Here is a 21,088-nt window from a genome sequence, read left to right as displayed (position 1 = left end):
ATGAATTATGTTTCAACCTTTTATTAAATCAATTTGAGAGCGATTTGAGTTTGATTTTTCTCTTTTTTTTTCGTATATTCCTTCTTGATTCATTACCCAAGAGAAATAATTATCATCAATATAAGTTTGTAAAAGATCATATAATTGAGATTTTAAATTCAAATCTTCTATAGGTGTTACTGCTTCTATTCTTCTGTCTAAATTTCTTCTCATCCAGTCAGCACTTCCAATAAAAACTTCTGGATTATTATTATTGTAAAACCAGAAAATTCTAGAATGTTCAAGAAAAGGTCCAATAATGCTTGTGACCGTTATATTTTCACTCAAGTTCTCCTTTTGGGGATATAAACAACAAATTCCCCTGATAATGAGGTGAATTTTTATTCCTGTTTGAGAAGCTAAATAAAGTAATTGAATAATTTCTGGGTCTACTAATGAATTCATTTTTGCAATAATCTCCCCTTTCTTTCCCTTCTTGGCATTCTCAATTTCCCTGTTTATTAAAAAGATAAATTTTTTTCTTAATGATTTTGGGGACACTAATAGTTTTTGGTAAGTCTTTTGTTTTGAGAATCCTGATAAGTAATTAAATAATTCAATTAGATCTGATGAGATATCCGGATCTGTCGAAAGAAATCCTATATCTGTATAAAAGCGAGAAGTATTTGAATTGTAGTTTCCAGTTCCTATATGAAAATAATTTCTTAATCTTCCTTTTTCTTTTCTAACCACCAACGCAATTTTTGTATGCGTTTTAAAGCCTAGTATTCCATAAACGACATGTATTCCAGCTTGTTCAAGCTGTTTTGCCCATTGGATGTTGTTGTCTTCATCAAATCTTGCTTTGAGCTCGACAAGAGTCATAACCTCTTTCCCATTTTCAGCGGCTCTCATCAAAGCTTCAATGATTGGAGAATCCTTCGAAACTCGATAAAGAGTAATTTTAATCGCTAATACAAGGGGGTCGTCAGCAGCTTTATTGATAAATTCTTCAACGGAAGTTTTGAATAAGTCGTAAGGGTGATGAAGAAGTACACTCTGTTTTCTAAGAATGCTGAAAATAGAGTTAAAATTTTTATCATTTGGAGAATCTAATGATTTGAGCAATGGATGTGTATCTCCAATTAATAAGTTTCTTTTTAAATCTTCGCGATTGATTTTTGTGAGATAATTTAAATCATCAAGCCCTAATAAGCTTTTGCAAAAGTAAATATATTCTTCTGATATTTGAATACTATCAATAAGCAATTTTAAAATATTTTTTGGGATATTTTCTTCTACTTCTAATCTAACTACATCACCCCCTAATCTCCTTTTTTGCAAGCTTTGCTCCACAGCAAGAAGTAAATCGTCCGCTTCAAGTTCTTTTAATTCTAAATCTGCATCTCTTGTTACTCTGAAAAAAGAATAATTTAAGCATTCCATCCCATTAAACAAAAAATTGATATTATTTCCAATTAGGTCTTCTACAGTTATAAAAAGATGTTCTTTTTCATCATCAGTTTCAACAATTTCATTAGGAATTAGTATAAATCTGCCGATATTTTTTGTCGGAATTTTAATCCTTACAAATTGATTTTTAGATTCCTCTCCATCATTAATTAGAGCAGCTAAATTAAGACTAAGGTTACTTATAAAGGGAAATGGGTGTGCAGGATCAACAACTAATGGGGTTAATAATGGAAAAATTGATGAAAGAAAATAGTTATTACACCAATTTTTTTGATTCTCAGAAAGTTCTCGATACTTTTTTATAAAAATTCCTTTATTTCTGAGTTCATCATTTAATTCATTATTAAGAAAGTTTTCTTGGAGAGTTGTAAGATTTTTTACTTCTTTGTTTATTTTTTTTAGTTGCTCGATGGGCATCAGTCCATCAATGCTTTTTTTTCTAATTCCAGCTTCAACTTGAGCTTTTAATGATGCAACTCTAACCATAAAAAATTCATCAAGATTATTACTAAAAATTGAAAAAAATTTAATTTTATCTAAAACTTTATAGTCATTCTCCATACCAGTCAAAAGAACTCTTTTATTAAAGTCAATCCAACTTAATTCCCTATTAATGTAGTTATTAGCTTCGTATTTCATTAAGGTGGTTTAATTAGTTAATTATAAGAAATTTTGTTACCTCTCCCTTCAGCAATAAGGTAAATCATAAAAATTAAGATAATTGATCCTGCAATAAATGGTGCTTTAGGACCAAAATCGTCATAAACTCTCCCAGCCATACCGATACCTAATACCCCTCCAAGACTTTGAAGACCTTGTAAATTACTTAATATCGATCCTTGGTTATCTCCGTCTAATTTTTTAGATATTAATGCTCTCAAGGTAGGTGTAATTAATCCTGCACCTATGGCTAAAAATGATACTGCAGAATAAATATTTATTGCCGCATTTTCTTTAGGGGTAGTTATCAAAAGGATACATGCTAGAAGAATAAAACCTGAACCAATTAAGGTGAGTTTCATTTCGCCAAATCTTTTTACTAAGGGACCAATTAGTCCACCCTGTACAATTATTGCTATCACGCCTACGACGACAAGAGTTCCACTTGATGCCTTAGTTGTCCAATTAAGAGACTCTTGAAGGAAGAATATTAAAATGTTCGTTAGTCCAGTAAAAGCTATGAAATATATAAAAAAAGCTAGAGATAGTTTTCTGATTTTATCTTCTTTAAATACTTTAAATAATTTTTTTAAAGGATTTTTCAACATTTGGGGTGATTTGTTTAATTCGTTTTGAGGTTTAGTTTCTGGTAAATAAAAAAGGACTAGTATAAAGTTAATAATTGGAATAATTGAAGCTATTATTACGGGAATAATGAAATTATTATTTGTATTTTTAGCAAAAATTACAACAAATATATTTCCTAAGAAAAAACTTAATCCAAAGGCAACCCCAATAAGTCCAAATGTTTTGGCTCTTTTTTCAGGGCTAGAAATATCTGCAAGGATGGTAGTCGCTGTTGCTGCAGTCCCACCACTGAGCCCGTCTATAAGTCTTGCTATAAATAATAAAAATAAGGGAATAGTAGCTATTGAATTTGACCAATCAAATAAAACTGTAAATGATAGTATTGAGATTCCGATTATTGAGCCAGTTATACAAAATAGTGTTACAGGTCTTCTACCATATCTGTCACTCATAAGCCCAATAAATGGTGAAGCTGTAAATTGTGCTAATTGATAAGTACAGGATAGTAAACCGTAAGTACTTGCTTTTGAATCAAAAAGTAAAACAAAAGAAGGTAAAATAGGCAAAAGAATACTTTCACTTAAACGATCATTTAAGAGAGTTATAAAAGCACTGAATAATGTGAATTTCCTACTTGGCTTAAATAAACTTTTTTTCACGATATTTATCTACAATACGATTTTCTTCTACTACCATACTTGTTAATGGAGATTAATGTGCCCGGAATAGTTTATTTAGTTGGCGCAGGGCCTGGTGATCCTGAGCTGTTGACACTAAAAGCCTTACGACTTATAAAAAGTTGTGATGTATTAGTGCATGATGCTCTGATCTCTGCAGAAATAATAAAAGAAACTAATAAAAAGGCTGAAATATTTAATGTAGGGAAGAGGGCTGGTAAGTGTTCAGTTCCCCAATCTGATACAAATTCCCTAATTTTAAAATTAGCAAAAGAAGGAAAGACAGTTGTAAGACTCAAAGGAGGAGATCCATTTGTTTTTTCAAGAGGAGGTGAAGAAGTATCTTTCTTAGAAAAAAATGGGATTTCAATCGAAATAGTACCAGGTATAACTTCAGGTATAGCGGCTCCTACTTATTATGGAATTCCATTAACTCATCGAGAAGCAGGCAGCTCAATAACTTTCGTGACAGGTCATGAACATATAAATAAGGATAAAAAGAATGTTAACTGGAGAGCATTATCTCAATCATCTGATGGTTTAGTAATTTATATGGGAATAAGAAATATTGAATTTATTGTTAGTGAATTAATTTTAGGTGGTTTGGATAAAAATACCAAATGTGCTGTTATTCAAGAAGCAACTTTGAATAATCAAAAATGCTTAATTTCAGAATTAAAAAACCTAGTAGAGAATATTAGGCTAAAAGGTTTTACTTCACCATCAATTGTTGTTATTGGTAGGATTGTTGATTTTAAAGTTAATAATTATATAACTAATCTACCTAATGCTTTTTTAACAGATTAAAAATAATATTAATTATATAATAATTCCCAGAAATATTTTGGATCAAAAGTTGATATAAATTCTATCTCATTAACTTTTTTAATTTGTCTACAAGATAAGCTGTTGATTGCAATTAAAATATCATCTTTATAAAATTTCGGAAGGATTAAATCTTCTTTTATTAGTTTTAATTTTTTAGCCTTACTAACCATAATTCCTTGAAGACAACCACTTTCTTTTCTTGGTGTGAACCATATATTATTCCTTTTTAGTAATATATTAAAAGTACTGCCACAACATAATTCATTGGTTGTATTTAACATTAAACAGTCATCAAATGATTTTGTTTTAGCTTCTAATAAAACTTGTATTGATTGATTATATGAAAACGTTTTACATTGATTAATTAAACTATATTGATTTCTTTTTTCGGTTTGACTAATGAAAGTACTAATTGGAGAAAAATTAGATTCTATTATATAAAATTCAATCCATAAATTATTGCTATTGTTCTCTTCTATACTGTTTCTAATTCTTATTGACCTCCCTTTATTTAAACCCCTACTGTAGTTAATTCTTATAGAGCCTAATTGATTATTCTTAAGAGATAATTTTTTTATACCTAGACTAATAATTTTTTTTAAATAGAATTTATTAATATTAAAATCTATATTTAAAATTTTGCTACTATTTTCTAATCTGTGAAGATGTTCGTCTAACAAAATAGCATTATTATTTTTTATCAAAATAGTTTCGAATATTCCATCGCCAAACTTTAGACCTCTATCATTTGCTGAGATACAAATATCTTCAATTTTTAGCCATTGATCTTTATGCCAGCCTATACTTATCGTCATTTCAATGAATCAATTAAAGGTAAAAGTTTCCATTTTAGTTCGTTTAATTCCTCTTTTGGATCAGAATCATTTACTATTCCGCATCCAGCAGATATTTGAATTTTCTGATTTTTTACGATAAATGATCTTATGAGTATATTGCTATCAAATTCTCCATGCCAGTCTAATTTTATAAAGGATCCACAATAAGGTCCTCTGCTACTATTTTCTATTTCAAAAAGTCTTTGGCAGGACCTTAATTTTGGAGCACCTGTGATAGAACCCCCTGGCCAACAAGCAATTAGTAAGTCTACCCAACTTTTATTTTTTTTTAACTTTCCTCTAATCACAGATGTAAGATGATGGACTTTTAAATAACTTTCAAGTTTTAATATCTCCGGCACTTCAATACTTCCTACTTCGCATACTTTGCTCAAATCATTTCTCAAGAGGTCTACAATCATAATATTTTCAGCTCTATCTTTCTCATTAGTTATCAAATCTATGGCATTTAACGCATCTTGGTTTTCATCTTGATGTCTAGACCTTGTGCCTTTGATAGGTCTTGATTCAACATATCCCTCTTTGTCTATTTTTAAAAATCTTTCAGGGGAGGTTGATAATACTGCTTCGTTAATACCCTTTGATTTATTTATTATTATTCCTCCAAAAGGCGCAGGTAGTTTGCTTCTTATTTTTAAATATAAATTTAGATAACTAAAAGTTTCTAAAGCTTCAACTTCACATTTTGTTGTTAGATTTGCCTGAAAAATGTCTCCTATAGATATTAATTGCTTAATTCTTAAAATATTTTTCTGAAATTGATTGCTTATTTTTAGTAAATTAATTTTTGAAAAATCAAATTTAAAAATTTTATTTATAGAATTTTTTTCTTTTTCAGGATCGATATCATAAATTATTTTTTCATATTTACTTAATTCAGCAGAATTTGTTCCCTCAAGCAGTATTTCATTTGAAATTAGATTAAATTTTATAATTGGATCATACGATGCAATCCATAAAGTAGATATTTCATGATTTTTCCATGGATTTTTTGGCTCAATATAAGCCCCAGCTTCAAAGTTGAGCCATCCAATCCAAAAACCTTTCTCAATTTTTTTTAATTTTAAAAAAGGGTTATTACCAATATCTAAATTATTTATATTTCCTGAAGAAATTATTTTTTTTGGGTTCACTCCCATTATTGACCATTTCCCATTATCTTTTCCATCACTATCTAACCAGGACAACCCATGTTCTCCAAATTTCAAGGCCAAATGATTTGCAATTAATTCTGGATCAATCCACTTAGATAATTTTTTTGTTTTAATATTCATTTTGTTTAATTTGCCATTTTTTATAGGCTGTTTGTCTTATTCTGCAACTATCACATTTCCCACAGGGTTTTAAATTACCTGAATAACAACTCCATGTTTTTTCTAAGGGAACATTATGATCAAAAGCTAATTGAATAATATCCTCTTTATTTAAATCTATTAATGGCGTCCAAAGTTTAATTGGATTATCTTCTCTTCCTCTTTTGTTAGCAAGATAAGCTAATTCTTGAAATTTTTTAATATAGTCAGGCCTGCAATCAGGATATCCAGAATAATCTAGCGCGTTAACACCTAAGCCTATTAAATCAGCGTTAATGGCTTCAGCATAACTTAACGCAACAGAAATAAAGATTGTATTTCTTCCCGGTACATATGTATTGGGAATTGTATTTAGTTGAACACCTTCGATAGGTAAATCTTTTTTTGTATCAGTAAGGGATGAACCTCCCCATAAAGAGAGGTCAAGCTTTACGATTTTGAATTCTTCTATTGCAAAGTGTTTAGCTATCGTTAATGCGGAATTGAGTTCTTTTTTATGTCTTTGACCGTAATCAAATGATAGGCCAAATATCTTTGCCTTGGAGGCTTTTGCTAAGCCTGTGACAGTTGAAGAATCTAAGCCACCCGATAATAAAATTACTGCAGATTTGTTTTCTAAATTCATATAAATTATTTGATTTTTAAGTACTTATGTGTTTGAAGACTCAAATTCCATTCAGGATTATTTTTAATAAAATCAATTGTAAGGGAAAACCCATCATCGTTTTGCCATGCAGGTTGTAAATAATATTTTTTATCCAACTTATAAAAATTCTTTGTTGATGAAGAATTCTGATACTTATTCATAATTTCTTGCTTTATATCGATTGCAAAATCAATATCTTTTTGATCATTGATAATTATTTTTAATTCATTACAATTTTTCAAAAAATAAGTTTTTGGGGGTTGGTGTCTTTTAGGAGATAAAGTAATCCAATCAAAACTACCTGACAAATTGCTTACACCACTGGTTTCAATATGAATCTTAATTGGGCTTTGATTTTCCGTAGAAGTTTCTTCATTGATAGCTTGGCATAAATTATCTAAGTTATGATGTAAAGGCTCACCACCAGTTATTACTAAAAAAGATGCCCCTTGTTTTCGAGCCCTTTTTATTTCATTTATGATTTCTTGAATTGATATTAAAGGAAATTTTTCTTTATCCCAAGAATGTTTAGTATCGCACCATGGACATCCAACGTTACAGCCAGCTAGTCGTATAAAAAATGCACTTTGACCTGTATGAAAGCCCTCCCCTTGTAATGAATGAAATTTTTCTACTAATGGTAAGAAATTTGTCATTATTTAATGCAAAAAAATAAATAATATTATTTTGATTGCTCTAATTTTTCTCGAGATGCTTTTATCAAGCCTTTAAATAAAGGATGGGGCTTTCCTGGTCTCGATAAGAATTCAGGATGGTATTGGCATGCTAAAAAATATGGATGATTAACTAACTCAATCAACTCTACTAATCTGCCATCAGGTGATGTACCACTGATTTTGTATCCAGAATCTACAAAAATTTGTTTGTAGAAATTATTAAATTCGTATCTATGTCTATGTCTCTCATATATAACATCTTCATTATAAAGTTCCTTACCAGTTGTATTTTTTTGAAGTCTGCAAGGATAAACTCCTAATCTCATAGTGCCTCCTAGATCAACAATATCTTCTTGTTCTGGTAATAAATGTATAACAGGATTCTCAGACTCTGGGTCTAATTCCGAGCTAGATGCGCCCGGTAATTGGACCACATTTCTGGCCCACTCTATTACTGCACATTGCATACCTAAACATAAACCTAGGAAAGGAATTTTTTTTTCTCTTGCAAATTTTATTGATGCAATCTTTCCATTTACTCCTCTATTTCCAAATCCTCCCGGTACAACAATTGCATCAACATCATGTAAATACTCTTCGGCTGATTTCTCTTCGATCATTTCAGCACTGACCCAATGCAAATCTAAGAAAGCCTTTTGTTCAATGCAAGCATGTCTTAATGCTTCCACTACTGAAAGATATGCGTCACCAAGTTCTATATATTTTCCAACTAAAGCAACTTTTATAGGGTTACCAGGATTTCTAAGATTATGAATTATTTTTTCCCAACTTTCTAAATCACATTCCTTATCCTCTAGATCTAGACATCTCAAAGTCTCTTTACATAAACCCTCTTTTTTTAATGAAAGTGGGACAGAATAAATACTGTCAGCATCCAATGCTTCAATTACACAATTAAGATTAACTCCGCAGAAACCACTAAGTTTTCTTTTAAGACTGTCGTTAATTTCTTTATCACTTCTGCATACAAGTAAATCTGGTTGTATGCCGATTGATCTTAATTCTTTAACAGAATGTTGAGTAGGTTTAGTTTTTATTTCACCTGAAGTTTTGATATATGGGAGTAAAGTTACATGGATATACGTAACATCATTTTTATTAACGTCATTTTTAAATTCTCTTATTGCCTCTAAAAATGGCAGAGATTCAATATCTCCTACTGTTCCACCAATTTCAGTGATAACAATATCAGCATTGCTGTTAGATGCTACTCTATGAATCCTTTCTCTTATTTCACCTGTTATGTGAGGAATAACTTGCACTGTGCCCCCATTGTAACTACCTCTTCTTTCTTTATTAATGACTGCTTGATATATAGATCCTGTTGTGACACTATTTAAGCGAGTCATTGCAGTGTCAGTAAATCTTTCATAGTGTCCTAAATCTAAATCTGTTTCAGCCCCATCTTCTGTCACGAAAACTTCACCATGCTGAAAAGGGCTCATTGTTCCAGGGTCAACATTGAGATAAGGATCTAATTTGAGTATTGAAACGCTATATCCTCTTGACTTTAATAATCTTCCTAAGCTTGCGGCAACAATACCTTTACCAATGCTAGAAACAACTCCCCCAGTAACAAAAACAAATTTTGACATTAAATATTTTTAATTAAGCACAACCTCCTTATATTTTATTTAAACAAAAAAATTATTGATCATCCATAAATAGTTTATTCATCAATTGTTATTTCAATATCTAATTCTTTTAATTGTGATTTGGAGACATTTGAAGGTGCATTAGTTAATAGACATTTGGCTTGTTGATTTTTTGGAAAAGCAATTGTTTCTCTTATTGAATCTACTCCCAAAATCAGCATTGTTATGCGATCTAATCCAAAGGCGATGCCTCCATGAGGCGGAGCACCCATTTCAAGAGCTTCAATTAAAAACCCAAATTTCTCATCAATTTGATGATCTGTTAATCCAACTGTTCTGAGAACTTCTTTTTGCATTTCAGCTTGATGTATACGCAATGAACCTCCTCCTAACTCTAATCCATTTAGTACTAAGTCATAAGCATATGCAGTTGAGGTTTCTATTTTTTTTGTTAATTCTTTTTTATCTTCAAACTTTACATTTTTAGGAGAACAAAAAGGATGGTGTAAAGCTTCAAACCTTTTTTCTTCTTCATTCATTTCAAACATAGGAAAGTCAGTGATCCATAAAAAATTCCATTGCGATTGCGCTTTTTGATTTTCTAAAAGATTTAAATCTTTTGCAATATATTGTCTTACTCTATCTAGTGATTGATTTACAATTTTTGTGCTTCCTGCTCCTAAAAGAATTAAATCTCCATCTTCTGCTTCGGTAATTTTTAAAATATTAGAAATATGATCTTTGTTTAAATTATTTTTTATTGCTCCAATTGTTTCAAGTTCATCTCCTTTAACCCTTATGAAGGCTAAACCTCCAGCACCTGCTTCTTGGGCAACTTTAAAAATATCCCCTCCAGGTTTGATACGTACGTTACTAATACTTGAATTGCCATTTTTAATAGTTATAGATTTTATTGCTCCCCCCATCTGTATTGCTTTGGTGAAAATGTTAAAACCAATATTGCCAAGTATCTCGCCTAAATTTTTAAGTAACATTCCATATCTCGTATCTGGTCTGTCTGTTCCATAGTTGTCCATTGCTTCTTGCCAAGACATTCTTGGGAAATCCTCATTTAAGTTTATATTGAGTACATTTTTCCATATATGTTTTATTAGTTTTTCATTAAAAGCAATGATTTCTTCTTCACTTACAAAACTCATTTCAATATCAAGCTGAGTAAATTCTGGTTGTCTATCTGCTCTTAGGTCTTCATCACGGAAACATTTTGCGATTTGATAGTACTTGTCTAATCCTCCTACCATTAAAAGTTGTTTAAATAATTGAGGAGATTGTGGTAAAGCAAAAAAATCACCATTTGAAAGCCTAGCTGGAACTAAAAAATCTCTAGCCCCTTCCGGAGTCGATTTTGTAAGTAATGGTGTTTCAACCTCTGTAAATCCAGAATTATCAAGATAATTTCTTATTGCTTTAATAATCTTATGTCTTGTTTTTAAATTTTCGAGTAATTTTCCTCTTCTTATATCTAAATATCGATATTTTAATCTAAGTTCTTCTTTCGTATTCTCATAATCATGCACTGAGACAGGAAATGGTAAATTATTTTTAATTTGATTAAGAATTTGTAAATCTTGAACTTTTAGTTCTAACTCCCCAGTGATTATATTTTTATTGATTGAATCCTTTGGTCTTTCATTAACAATTCCATTAACCATTATCACAGTTTCATTTCTTAGAATTTCAGCTTGTTTAAAAAGAGTCTCACCATCTTCAGGATTAATAGTGATTTGCATAAATCCACTGTGATCACGCAAATCGATAAAAATCACTCCACCATGATCTCTTCTTCGGTCTACCCATCCACATAAATTAACTTCTTTCCCAATATCAGACTTATTGAGTTCTTCACAAATTTTGTTTCGCATCTAGAAATGACTTATTGAGCAATAACTTATAATAATAATTCTTAAAGGGTAAATTTAGTTAAATATCTTTTTTGTAAAAAGCTCTTTTCGTTATGGTCGCCTTGAATTTTTTGCCTCGGATTAAAACTTCAACAACATTATTCAAAGCAGCGTAAGAATTTTGAATATAAGCAAAAGCGATTGCCTTTTCTGTAGTAGGGGACCAAGTACCGCTGGTTATAATTCCAATGTATTTTTCATCTTTAAATACTTCGCACCCTTTTCTTCCAATAGCTCTGCCTTCAATAGTTAGACCAACTAATTTTTTTTTAATACCTAATTTTGATTGTTTTTCAAGAAAATCTCTTCCAAAAAATTCATGATTATTCTCTAAATTTACTAGCCAGCCCAAACCTGCCTCATATGGGGTAGTTTTTTCATCTAAATCTTGGCCATATAAATGCATTCCAGCCTCAAGTCTTAAGGTGTCTCTAGCACCCAATCCACAAGGCTGAATATTCCTTGAAACTAAGAAATCCCACAGATTAATGGCAGATTGTGCGGGTAAAAGTATCTCTAAACCGTTTTCCCCCGTGTAACCTGTTTTTGAAAAGAAAAATTTTCCTTCAGTCGAAATATGATCAAAATTTTTATATTCACATCCAAAGTAGGGAATATGTGAGATCGATGAGCCAATCCATTCTTCAAATAACGTAAAGGAATTTCTGCCTTGTATTGATAAGAGAACCTTGTCTGTTTTTGCGTTTGATACAGAAACTTGGTTGGTATTTAAATTATTTTTAATCCATAAAAAATCATCTTGGTATCTGCTGGCATTTACTATTAAAAAGATTTCTGAGATATCACCTTCTTGTCGACCAAGGTCATAAATGATTAAGTCATCTATTATTCCTCCCTTCTCATTAAGTATTAGTGTATAAAGCCCTTGACCTTCTGAAAAGGAGTATAAATTAGTAGGAAAAAATTTCTGAATATATTCTTTAGGATTAATACCTCTGAGAGAAATTACACCCATATGGGAAATATCAAAGAATCCTGCTGATGTTCTTACTGATTCATGTTCGTTTATTAATCCCGAAAAGGATATGGGCATCTCCCATCCTGCAAAATTGATTAACTTTGCATTTGACTCAATATATTTTGAATAAAGTGGACTTTTAAGTAAATCCATGAAATATTAAACGATTTTTTTAGTTTCCTATACTTTAGTTTAGAATTTTTTTATTGCATATTTTTTAATGACATAATTAAGCTCCTTAGTACTTTTGCGGCAACGACACTACTTACTCCGCTGTTATCAATATCTGGAGATAATTCCACAATATCTGAAGCAACTATTCTAATGTTTTTTAAAGTGTCGAGAATCGCTTCAAAGTCGTTCCAAAAAAATCCTCCTGGTTCGGGAGTTCCTGTGCCAGGTAATAAACTTGGATCAAACCAATCTAAATCTATTGTTAAATATATTGGAGAATTAGAGTAAGGAATAAGAGCCTTTTTTAATTCTTGGGTATTCCCGCCTGGGGAGAATCTTACTAATTGATTTTGATGTCTCATAAATTTAAACTCTTCTTTTGTTCCACTCCTTATCCCTACTTGCAAAATCTTTTTTTCAGGTAAGACATCTAAGCATCTTTGCATTGTACAAGCATGACTATGTTCGTTTCCCATATATGAACTTCTTAAATCTGCATGAGCATCTAGTTGAATTAAAATCAAATCTGGATATTTTTTGACTAATGCCTCAATAGCACCCCTCGTAATAGAGTGTTCACCTCCAAGCATAATGGGAGCTAGGCTTTTACTCATTAAAAAATTTGTTGCTGATTTGACTGATTTAATGACAGACTTTGAGTCCTTTTTATGAATTATTAACGAGCCAAAATCAACATAATTAAAATCTTCTAAATCTTTTTCTAATCTTGGACAAAATGTTTCTAAGCATGTACTAACTTGCCTTATGGCATTAGGACCAAATTTAGCTCCTGACTTATAGGAGCATGTCCCATCATAATTGACTCCAAATATTCCAATTGAACAATTATCAGGATTTCTTTTTGACCCCATAAAAATTGCTTTTTCTTTATCAAACAAATTTTTATTTATCATTTTACGAATTTAGTTCTTTCACAATTTTATTTGGCATCATTTTGAATGCCGCATTTTGAAAATTTAAATTCCAAATATCACATCCCTTTTCTATTGTTGTAACCTCATTGCAACATGGTGTTGATAAATTCAATTCTCCTTTTGAGGCGAATGTCCAGCTCCAAATACCACTTGGGTATATGGGCACAAATGAGTACATAGTTTCAGATAATTTAAATACTTTCTTAAGAGATTTCAAAATATGTATATGTATATTTTTGAATGATTCAGGTGATTCGCTTTGAGTAGCTAATATTCCCTTTTGCGTAAGTATTCTTTTGCATTCTTTATAAAAAGTATCTGTAAATAATAAGTTAGAAAATTCTGAGGGATCTGAACAATCTATAAAAATGCAATCATAAAAATTATTTTTTGCTTTTTCTACCCACTTAACACCATCATCAATATGTATGGTTAATCTTTTATCAATCCAGGCAGTACCTCCAATTTCTTGCAAAAATTTTTTAGATGCCTTTATGACTTCCTCATCAATTTCTACCAAATCTATTTTTTCTACTTGAGAATATTTTAAGCATTCTCTTGCGGTTCCACCATCACCCCCTCCAATTATTAATATGCGAGATTTCTCTTTTATGCTACTTAAGGCTGGATGAACCAAACATTCATGATAATATTTTTCGTCTCTCATTGATGTCATCCAACATCTATCTAACATTAAAGCCTTACCATAATAATCACTTTCTATGATCAGGATTTCTTGAAATTTAGAATTTTTTTTGAGTAAAACTTTTCCTTTAAGGCCAAATCTTGAACCTTTTTGGTATTCATCAATCCACGTTGTTATATCTTTCATTTGTTTTTTAGATTTTCTATAAATAATGTTTTTTTAGCAACTTTCCAAAGTCGCTTAAATTCTTTTAGAGTTTGTTTTTTAATATTATCTCCTGCAAGATCTTCAATTATTGAAAATCTTTTTAAAAATTTTTTATTAGTTTTTTGTAGAGATGATTCTGGATTTATTTTTAAAAAGTTTGAAAGATTTATCAAAGTAAAGTAAACATCTCCAAATTCATCCTGTATATCTGATGAATTTTTGCTTTGTATCGCCTCTTTTAATTCGCATATTTCCTCACTTAATTTATCAAAAATCTGATTACTACTTACCCACTTAAAACCGTATTTTTTAACAGTATTTGTTATTTTTTCTGATCCAACTGTTGCAGGCAAACTTCTTATTTCCGAATTTAATTGTTTACTAATTGAAGATTCTTTATTGTGATCTTTCTTTTCTGAATTTTTGATATTTCTCCAAATTTCTTGCGATTTTTTTAAAGATACTTTTTCTTGCTTTTTAAAAATATATGGATGTCTATTGATGATTTTTTTATTGAGATTTTTGATAATATCATTTAATTCAAATTGATTTTCTTCAAAACCAATTTCAGCATGAAGCAGTATTTGTAATAAAAGGTCTCCTAATTCTTCACACATATTATTCGCGTTTTTTTCATATACTGCATCAATAAATTCATTACTTTCTTCATTTAAAAAGGGGATCAAAGTTTCATGTGACTGTTTTTTTTGCCATGGACAGCCCCAAGTTTTATCTTTTAATAATTTAATATTGGATATTAAAATTTTGAAATTCTCTAAAGCCTTTAAATTTCTATCGTTTTGATTGTTATTGCAATTGTTTGGGGTCATAAATCTTTATTTTATTTTTTTAATTTTGCCTTAATCATGAAATATTTAAATACTTATTATAAAAATTTCAACTTCATCTATTAGAATGAATTATTATAAGGGCGATTAGCTCAGCGGTAGAGCGCCTGCCTTACAAGCAGGATGTCCCTGGTTCGAACCCTGGATCGCCCATTGACTAATTTATTTTAATGACTGAGATCGTAAATCTTTCAATCAGTCAAAGTGCTGCATCAGAGCTATCTAGGCAAGCATCCTTTGGGGGTTCTCCAGGTGAAATGTTTATTGACCTAATTAAAGATGAAGGTTCAGAGGGTTGGATGCATATTAAATTGAAACCAGGAATAAATAATGGTTCTCCAATATCTAGAACCGAGGGTATAACTTTATATGCTGATATTAAAAAGTTTTCTTTGTTAAAAGATTTAAAACTTGATTATTACAGTGATTTAAGTGGTGGTGGTTTTCTTATCTCAACTCCAGAAAATGCAAAAAGGTGCTCTTGTGGCTCTGGATTTAAATTGATTTAGAATAATTTTTATTTTTGCAAACTGATATTTTTCAATTATTTGCTTCTATCAATATAAAATAAATAAAAAGCTAATGAAATAACTATTGCAAATGAATAAGTTGAATGATGAATTTACATTAAAGAATTATTCACCCTCAGAGGTTGAAAAAAAGTGGCAAAAACAATGGGATAGTTTAAGAGCATTTAGTCCCGATTCGAGAGATAAAGGTGAACCTTTTTGTATAGTTATTCCTCCTCCCAATGTCACAGGGTCTTTACACATGGGACATGCTTTCAATAGTTCGTTAATAGATGTGATTATTCGTTTCCAAAGACTCCTTGGTAAAAATGTATTGTGCTTACCAGGAACTGATCATGCATCAATAGCCGTCCAAACTATACTTGAAAAACAATTAAAAAATGAGGGTAAAAATAGTGGCGATATTGGAAGAGAAGATTTTTTAAAAAGAGCCTGGATTTGGAAAGAGCAGAGTGGGGGTAAAATAGTATCTCAATTAAAGAGAATTGGCTATTCTGTAGACTGGGAGAGAGAAAGATTTACTCTTGACGAAAAATTAAATGAGGCAGTTATTGAAGCGTTTAATATTCTGCACGATAAAAAACTTATTTATAGAGGTGAATATTTAGTTAATTGGTGCCCAGCATCTCAATCAGCAGTAAGTGATCTTGAAGTTGAAATGCAGGAGGTTAATGGACATTTATGGCATTTTAAATATCCCTTAATTTCTGATGCGGGTCAAATTTTAGATGAATACTTAGAGGTCGCAACAACCAGACCTGAAACCTTATTGGGAGATACTGCTTTAGCTGTAAACCCAAATGATGAAAGATATAAAAAGTATATTGCAAAAAAAGTAAAAGTTCCTTTTGTTGATAGGGAAATACCTATTATTGCTGATATGGAAGTTGATAAGGATTTTGGTACAGGTTGTGTAAAGGTAACTCCAGCTCATGATCCTAACGATTTTGCTATGGGCAAAAGAAATAATCTAAAGCAAATAAATATAATGAATAAAGATGGAACTCTTAATATTAATGCAGGAAAATTTCAGGATTTAGATAGATATGAAGCTAGAAAACAAATAATAAAGGAATTAGATTTGTTAGGTTTGTTAACAAAAATAGAAGACTATAAAAATACTGTACCTTTTTCCGAAAGGGGGAAAGTGCCAATTGAGCCATTATTGTCAACCCAGTGGTTTTTAAAAATGGAAAATATTTCTTCAAGTTGTCTTGAAGAACTTGATTCTCAAAAGCCTACTTTTATTCCTAATCGCTGGGAGAAAGTTTATAAAGATTGGTTAGATAATATCAATGATTGGTGCATTAGTAGGCAATTATGGTGGGGACATCAAATTCCTGCATGGTATATCTTGAAACATTCAGAGGATTCAATCGATCAAAATACTCCATATATTGTTGCAAGGAATGAGAAAGAAGCTTTAAACAAAGCTACAAAAGAATTTGGAGCTGATTTTCAACTTATTCGTGATAAAGATGTACTAGATACCTGGTTTTCAAGTGGTTTATGGCCTTTTTCTACATTAGGTTGGCCTAACGTAAATGATGAAGATTTTAAAAAATGGTATCCCAATAGCGTTTTAGTGACCGGTTTCGATATCATTTTCTTTTGGGTAGCCAGAATGACAATGATGGGTAAAACTTTTACGAATAAAATACCTTTCAAGGATGTTTATATTCATGGTTTAGTTCGAGATGAAAATAATAAAAAAATGAGTAAAAGTGCAGGTAACGGTATTGATCCTTTGCTTTTGATTGATAAATACGGTTCTGATGCTTTGAGGTTTGCTTTAATTCGAGAAGTCGCTGGAGCTGGACAGGATATAAGGCTAGATTTTGATCGAAAAAATGATACTTCTTCAACAGTTGAAGCATCAAGGAATTTTGCAAATAAACTTTGGAATGCTACTAAATTTGTTTTGATAAATAAAACTTTTTCTGAAAATTATTTATTAAGCGAGAGTGATGAAAAATATTTTCAATTATCTGATAAATGGATTTTATCAAAATTAAATCAATTGAATTCCAAAGTATCTAATCTTTTAATTGAATACAAATTAGGTGAAGCTGCGAAATTATTATACGAATTTACTTGGAATGATTTTTGTGATTGGTATGTTGAATTTTCAAAGCAAAAGTTCAGTAATAAGGAATTACAGAATAGACAAATATCGGAAAAAATATTAATCAAGGTACTTTCTGATGTTTTAGTAATGATGCATCCATTTATGCCGCATATTACTGAAGAACTATGGCATGCATTACAACTAAAACCCGAACAGACTTTATTATCTCTTCAGCAATGGCCTGTTGTAGAAAAAAAACACATAAATCATCATATAGATAAATCTTTTCAAGAGCTCTTTGAAATAATTAGATTGATTAGAAATCTTAGGGTGGAATTAGGACTTAAGCCATCTCAACTCGTTCCTGTTTATTTAATTTCAGATAATGTTGAATTAACTAATTTCCTTAAAACTCTATTAGTAGATCTTAAAACTTTTACTAAGTCATCTGAAGTGGTTCTCCGTAAATCTAATGAGATCGACAAAAATACTTTTGTCAAGTCTTTTTCAGGTATTATTGGTGATCTAGAGGTTTATTTGCCTTTTAATGATTTTGTTAATCTAGAGGCTTTGAAGGATAGGCTCACTAATGATTTGAAAAAAGTTAATCTTGAAATAGAATCTTTAAATAAGCGAATATCTAACAAAAACTTTATTGATAAAGCTCCAAGAGATATTGTTGATGAATGTTTTGTTAAGTTAAAAGAGGGAAATTTGCAATCTGAAAGAATCAATAAGAAACTTAACTTATTAAAGTAATATGTCTTCTTTTTTTGAAAATATTTATGATTTAGCCTTTTTTTTTAATACAAATATTGGTATTTTTGCTTTTATTTTTCTTTATATTTTAATTATTTTATTAATTCTTCCCGCCTCTTGGTTATCTTTATTATCTGGTTTTTTATATGGTTCCTATCTCGGCTCAATCATAGTTTTTTGTGCGGCAGTTATTGGTGCTTCAATAGCATACTTTATTTCAAAAAGTTTTTTATCAAAAAAGCTGAAAAAAATTATTAATCGTTATCCAAGATTAAGTCTTATGGAACAAGTAGTGCAGAAGGGTGGTCTTAAATTAATACTTTTAGCAAGACTTTCCCCACTCTTTCCTTTTAGTATTCTTAATTATTTTTATGGGTTAAATAATATTAAATTTAGAGATTTTGCTTTAGGTCTTCTTGGAATTATTCCAGGAACATTTCTTTATTGTTCTATAGGTAGCTTGGCAAAAAGTTTGCAGGATTTAAAAAATTTACAACCAAATAATAATATACTGATTACTACTATAAGTGTGATTTCTACATTGATGGTTGTATATTTTTCAGCAAAGTACGCTAGAGAATATATTAATGAGTCAAAAGAAATTAATCCTTAATATTCCAATCTCTTATAGACGCAATGATGATAAACCAATAAAGTCTTAATTTCCCAAGCACACTTTTATTAGCTTCTAATTCGATGTATTTTGATTGACCGCAGGGAGTTTTAATATATTTGAAAAGATTTTTGTTATCCATAAAGACGAATAATTTTCAATTGTAATTTATTAATAATAGATACTTTATTGCATGATTTACCACCAGTTTAAATACTCACTATCACAAAAGTAATCCCATTGAAAATTAGATTTTTTGACCTGGTTCGAATCCTCTAAAGCATTTGAATCTTGGGAATCTAAGACTAAAGGTTTCAGCATCTTGAGATTTAGTTCTTGCATCAGCTCTGATTTCTACCAATTGGCCGATTATTTGATCTCTTTCACTCCAATATTCTTCACGTTGAGAGTCACTAAATCCACTCCCGCAATTAAGTCGATAATTATATTTATCATCTTCACCTTCAACCAGGATGGCTCCAAGCCTACCTTCGTTTCGGCCTGTTCCTTCTTCTATTGCTACAACTCTCAATGTAACTTCTATGAATGGTTTTGCTTTTAACCAACTATGTGTTCTTTTGCATTCATACCAAGCATTAGGATTTTTAATCATAACGCCTTCATACCCTCCCTCTACTGCTTCTTTATTAAGTTCTATAAATCTCATTTGTCCCTTAGTAGTATCTAAATCCACATCTTCCCAATCGAGTGTTTGGACATGTTTTAAAAAAGTTGAATTTTTTGTTACCCAATCTTTTACCAGCATACTTCTTGTGGTTTGGGGTTTTTTCCATAAACCCTCCTTGAAATTTTTAAGTGGACATATATCAAATAAGTGTAAGACTGCATCTTTTGATTCTTTACCATCTTTTCTGTGAACTTGCTTCATCAGGTCTTGGAAATTAGCACTCATCACTTCACCGTCTAATACTAAATCTTGGGGATCAGGATGTTTTTCTAATACTTTTTCTATTTCTGCAATGATATGACCAAAGTTATGAAACTGCTTGCCGTTGCGCGAAAACATTTCTACTTTATTATTCCTAATAATTGTCAATACTCTGACTCCGTCTAGTTTAATTTCAATTTGTTTTTTGCCTATCATTTTCTTTTCATGGTTTGCGCTGTCATGAGCAAGGGGACACGAGAATATAGGTATCGCATACTGTGGAAATTTTTTTGCAACTTTGTTAATTGTTTTTTCAGAAACACCACAGCGGAGGTCTTTAATTAATACTCGTCTGTAAAATCCGTTCCATTGCTCTTTAGTCGCAGAGTTCATAACTGATTTGATCGCATCTCTAGCGGCATACCCAGTCAGTTCTCTTTGGATCAATTGAGTTGTTAATCCTTTAAAATCACTCCATTTACATCCTTTATTAGATGTCTCTTCTACTTTCTCTGGCACTTGCTTTACACCAAAAGTTACTAAGGGATCTAAGGCCATACGTATTCCATCAAAAAAATCATTAAGCCCTTTTTTCATTGCTTCAAAAATGATTTGTTCTTTATCTAACCTGCTTGGGTTTAATTCTAATTTTTTTATTATTTCTTCTTCCCGAAGTTCTTGATGTTTCACAAGTATTTAAACCTTTACTAATTTACTTTGGCAATTCTGTCTATCTTCCAATCTTTGTCAGTTTTTGAAAAAGTAAAATCTAGTGGAAGCTCTTCTTTTTTATCTTCAGATTTTAAATTTAAAGTAATTATGATCTGATCTTCTTGAACTCTAGGTCTTCCTGACTTTAGATTTCTATATTTATTTAAATTTAAGCCAGCTAAAAACTTTAAAAAGTCTTGACGTTTTACATGTGTTTTGTAAGTTTTTGTAGTAAGTCCATAGGCAGCGTCTATTCTTCCTGCTGCTACTTGATCAAAGAATTTTCGAACTAATGGATTAATTCCTCTTGCACTTATAACAAGCTTAACAGCATTGAATGTCCAAAAAGAAACAAGTACTGCTCCACCTATTAATAAAGCTTTGACACCAATATCTTTTACTAGTAATGCATCCATTTTAAAATTTGATTTTTTTTAATTTTAAGAAAATAAATCGTTTTTGATGACTTTTTTTGTCAAAATAATACTAAATT

The 21,088-nt window shown here is 30.7% G+C and carries 18 protein-coding genes and 1 tRNA gene; 5 read left to right on the top strand and 14 right to left on the bottom strand.

Features of this window, described 5'->3' with window-relative positions; all coding sequences use genetic code 11:
- Positions 1-12: 12 nt before the first annotated feature.
- Together ppk1 and P9515_RS09065 are read right to left on the bottom strand one after the other, a co-directional pair.
- The gene (ppk1, locus tag P9515_RS09070; protein WP_011821178.1) at positions 13-2,091 is read right to left on the bottom strand and encodes a polyphosphate kinase 1; all 2,079 of its coding nucleotides are present in this window, start codon (positions 2,089-2,091) and stop codon (positions 13-15) included.
- A gap of 17 nt (positions 2,092-2,108) precedes the next feature.
- Complete coding sequence (locus P9515_RS09065) at positions 2,109-3,359, bottom strand: MFS transporter (protein ID WP_011821177.1); 1,251 nt, start codon at positions 3,357-3,359, stop codon at positions 2,109-2,111.
- A 45-nt stretch (positions 3,360-3,404) separates the two neighbouring features.
- Between P9515_RS09065 and cobA the strand changes: the two genes are divergently transcribed.
- Positions 3,405-4,184 carry a uroporphyrinogen-III C-methyltransferase gene (gene cobA, locus P9515_RS09060; protein WP_187146028.1) on the top strand — a complete coding sequence of 260 codons (780 nt, stop codon included), beginning with the start codon at positions 3,405-3,407 and terminating at the stop codon, positions 4,182-4,184.
- A gap of 8 nt (positions 4,185-4,192) precedes the next feature.
- Here cobA and P9515_RS09055 read toward each other — a convergent pair whose 3' ends face one another.
- From P9515_RS09055 to mazG, 10 genes are all read right to left on the bottom strand, one after another.
- The gene (locus P9515_RS09055) at positions 4,193-5,020 is read right to left on the bottom strand and encodes an aminotransferase class IV (RefSeq protein ID WP_011821175.1); all 828 of its coding nucleotides are present in this window, start codon (positions 5,018-5,020) and stop codon (positions 4,193-4,195) included.
- A complete protein-coding gene (locus P9515_RS09050) occupies positions 5,017-6,336 on the bottom strand; it encodes an anthranilate synthase component I family protein (protein WP_011821174.1) in 1,320 nt (439 codons plus the stop codon). Before P9515_RS09050 ends, P9515_RS09055 begins: the two co-directional genes overlap by 4 nt.
- Complete coding sequence (gene queC, locus P9515_RS09045; RefSeq protein WP_011821173.1) at positions 6,326-7,000, bottom strand: 7-cyano-7-deazaguanine synthase QueC; 675 nt, start codon at positions 6,998-7,000, stop codon at positions 6,326-6,328. Before queC ends, P9515_RS09050 begins: the two co-directional genes overlap by 11 nt.
- A gap of 5 nt (positions 7,001-7,005) precedes the next feature.
- A complete protein-coding gene (locus P9515_RS09040) occupies positions 7,006-7,677 on the bottom strand; it encodes a 7-carboxy-7-deazaguanine synthase QueE (protein ID WP_011821172.1) in 672 nt (223 codons plus the stop codon).
- A 26-nt stretch (positions 7,678-7,703) separates the two neighbouring features.
- On the bottom strand, positions 7,704-9,314 hold the full coding sequence (locus tag P9515_RS09035; RefSeq protein ID WP_011821171.1) for a CTP synthase: 1,611 nt from the start codon (positions 9,312-9,314) through the stop codon (positions 7,704-7,706).
- 74 nt (positions 9,315-9,388) lie between these two features.
- Positions 9,389-11,197 carry an aspartate--tRNA ligase gene (gene aspS / locus P9515_RS09030; protein ID WP_011821170.1) on the bottom strand — a complete coding sequence of 603 codons (1,809 nt, stop codon included), beginning with the start codon at positions 11,195-11,197 and terminating at the stop codon, positions 9,389-9,391.
- Between the two features lie 58 nt (positions 11,198-11,255).
- Positions 11,256-12,368 carry a glycine cleavage system aminomethyltransferase GcvT gene (gcvT, locus tag P9515_RS09025; protein WP_011821169.1) on the bottom strand — a complete coding sequence of 371 codons (1,113 nt, stop codon included), beginning with the start codon at positions 12,366-12,368 and terminating at the stop codon, positions 11,256-11,258.
- Positions 12,369-12,418: 50 nt separating this feature from the next.
- Positions 12,419-13,303, bottom strand: coding sequence for an agmatinase (speB, locus tag P9515_RS09020; protein WP_011821168.1), 885 nt, complete (start codon positions 13,301-13,303; stop codon positions 12,419-12,421).
- Position 13,304: 1 nt separating this feature from the next.
- Positions 13,305-14,156, bottom strand: coding sequence for a polyamine aminopropyltransferase (gene speE, locus P9515_RS09015; protein WP_011821167.1), 852 nt, complete (start codon positions 14,154-14,156; stop codon positions 13,305-13,307).
- Positions 14,153-15,007 carry a nucleoside triphosphate pyrophosphohydrolase gene (gene mazG, locus P9515_RS09010; RefSeq protein WP_011821166.1) on the bottom strand — a complete coding sequence of 285 codons (855 nt, stop codon included), beginning with the start codon at positions 15,005-15,007 and terminating at the stop codon, positions 14,153-14,155. Before mazG ends, speE begins: the two co-directional genes overlap by 4 nt.
- Positions 15,008-15,106: 99 nt before the next feature.
- Here mazG and P9515_RS09005 point away from each other — a divergent pair.
- From P9515_RS09005 to P9515_RS08990, 4 genes are all read left to right on the top strand, one after another.
- Positions 15,107-15,178 (top strand) — tRNA-Val (locus P9515_RS09005).
- Positions 15,179-15,195: 17 nt separating this feature from the next.
- Positions 15,196-15,534 carry an AIR synthase gene (locus P9515_RS09000; RefSeq protein ID WP_011821165.1) on the top strand — a complete coding sequence of 113 codons (339 nt, stop codon included), beginning with the start codon at positions 15,196-15,198 and terminating at the stop codon, positions 15,532-15,534.
- Between the two features lie 91 nt (positions 15,535-15,625).
- A complete protein-coding gene (locus tag P9515_RS08995; RefSeq protein ID WP_011821164.1) occupies positions 15,626-18,382 on the top strand; it encodes a valine--tRNA ligase in 2,757 nt (918 codons plus the stop codon).
- A 1-nt stretch (position 18,383) separates the two neighbouring features.
- Entirely contained in the window at positions 18,384-18,995 is a 612-nt protein-coding gene (locus tag P9515_RS08990) for a TVP38/TMEM64 family protein (RefSeq protein ID WP_011821163.1), read from the top strand.
- A 247-nt stretch (positions 18,996-19,242) separates the two neighbouring features.
- Here P9515_RS08990 and P9515_RS08985 read toward each other — a convergent pair whose 3' ends face one another.
- Together P9515_RS08985 and P9515_RS08980 are read right to left on the bottom strand one after the other, a co-directional pair.
- Positions 19,243-20,574 (bottom strand): ATP-dependent DNA ligase, encoded by a 1,332-nt coding sequence (locus P9515_RS08985; RefSeq protein WP_041710667.1) that lies wholly within the window; start codon positions 20,572-20,574, stop codon positions 19,243-19,245.
- A gap of 17 nt (positions 20,575-20,591) precedes the next feature.
- Positions 20,592-21,011 carry a hypothetical protein gene (locus P9515_RS08980; RefSeq protein ID WP_011821160.1) on the bottom strand — a complete coding sequence of 140 codons (420 nt, stop codon included), beginning with the start codon at positions 21,009-21,011 and terminating at the stop codon, positions 20,592-20,594.
- Between the last annotated feature and the right edge of the window lie 77 nt (positions 21,012-21,088).

This window comes from Prochlorococcus marinus str. MIT 9515, assembly GCF_000015665.1.
Classification (GTDB): Bacteria; Cyanobacteriota; Cyanobacteriia; order PCC-6307; family Cyanobiaceae; genus Prochlorococcus_A; species Prochlorococcus_A marinus_P.
This window is presented reverse-complemented; position numbering and strand designations above follow the sequence as displayed.

Excerpts from the sequence above, each read along its gene's own strand:
- mazG (WP_011821166.1), bottom strand. The coding sequence starts at position 15,007 with ATGACCCCAAACAATTGCAATAACAATCAAAACGATAGAAATTTAAAG.
- P9515_RS09035 (WP_011821171.1), bottom strand. The coding sequence starts at position 9,314 with ATGTCAAAATTTGTTTTTGTTACTGGGGGAGTTGTTTCTAGCATTGGT.
- speE (WP_011821167.1), bottom strand. The coding sequence starts at position 14,156 with ATGAAAGATATAACAACGTGGATTGATGAATACCAAAAAGGTTCAAGA.
- P9515_RS08980 (WP_011821160.1), bottom strand. The coding sequence starts at position 21,011 with ATGGATGCATTACTAGTAAAAGATATTGGTGTCAAAGCTTTATTAATA.
- P9515_RS09000 (WP_011821165.1), top strand. The coding sequence starts at position 15,196 with ATGACTGAGATCGTAAATCTTTCAATCAGTCAAAGTGCTGCATCAGAG.
- ppk1 (WP_011821178.1), bottom strand. The coding sequence starts at position 2,091 with ATGAAATACGAAGCTAATAACTACATTAATAGGGAATTAAGTTGGATT.
- P9515_RS09050 (WP_011821174.1), bottom strand. The coding sequence starts at position 6,336 with ATGAATATTAAAACAAAAAAATTATCTAAGTGGATTGATCCAGAATTA.
- speB (WP_011821168.1), bottom strand. The coding sequence starts at position 13,303 with ATGATAAATAAAAATTTGTTTGATAAAGAAAAAGCAATTTTTATGGGG.
- cobA (WP_187146028.1), top strand. The coding sequence starts at position 3,405 with ATGGAGATTAATGTGCCCGGAATAGTTTATTTAGTTGGCGCAGGGCCT.
- P9515_RS08990 (WP_011821163.1), top strand. The coding sequence starts at position 18,384 with ATGTCTTCTTTTTTTGAAAATATTTATGATTTAGCCTTTTTTTTTAAT.
- queC (WP_011821173.1), bottom strand. The coding sequence starts at position 7,000 with ATGAATTTAGAAAACAAATCTGCAGTAATTTTATTATCGGGTGGCTTA.
- gcvT (WP_011821169.1), bottom strand. The coding sequence starts at position 12,368 with ATGGATTTACTTAAAAGTCCACTTTATTCAAAATATATTGAGTCAAAT.
- P9515_RS09040 (WP_011821172.1), bottom strand. The coding sequence starts at position 7,677 with ATGACAAATTTCTTACCATTAGTAGAAAAATTTCATTCATTACAAGGG.
- aspS (WP_011821170.1), bottom strand. The coding sequence starts at position 11,197 with ATGCGAAACAAAATTTGTGAAGAACTCAATAAGTCTGATATTGGGAAA.
- P9515_RS09055 (WP_011821175.1), bottom strand. The coding sequence starts at position 5,020 with ATGACGATAAGTATAGGCTGGCATAAAGATCAATGGCTAAAAATTGAA.
- P9515_RS08995 (WP_011821164.1), top strand. The coding sequence starts at position 15,626 with ATGAATAAGTTGAATGATGAATTTACATTAAAGAATTATTCACCCTCA.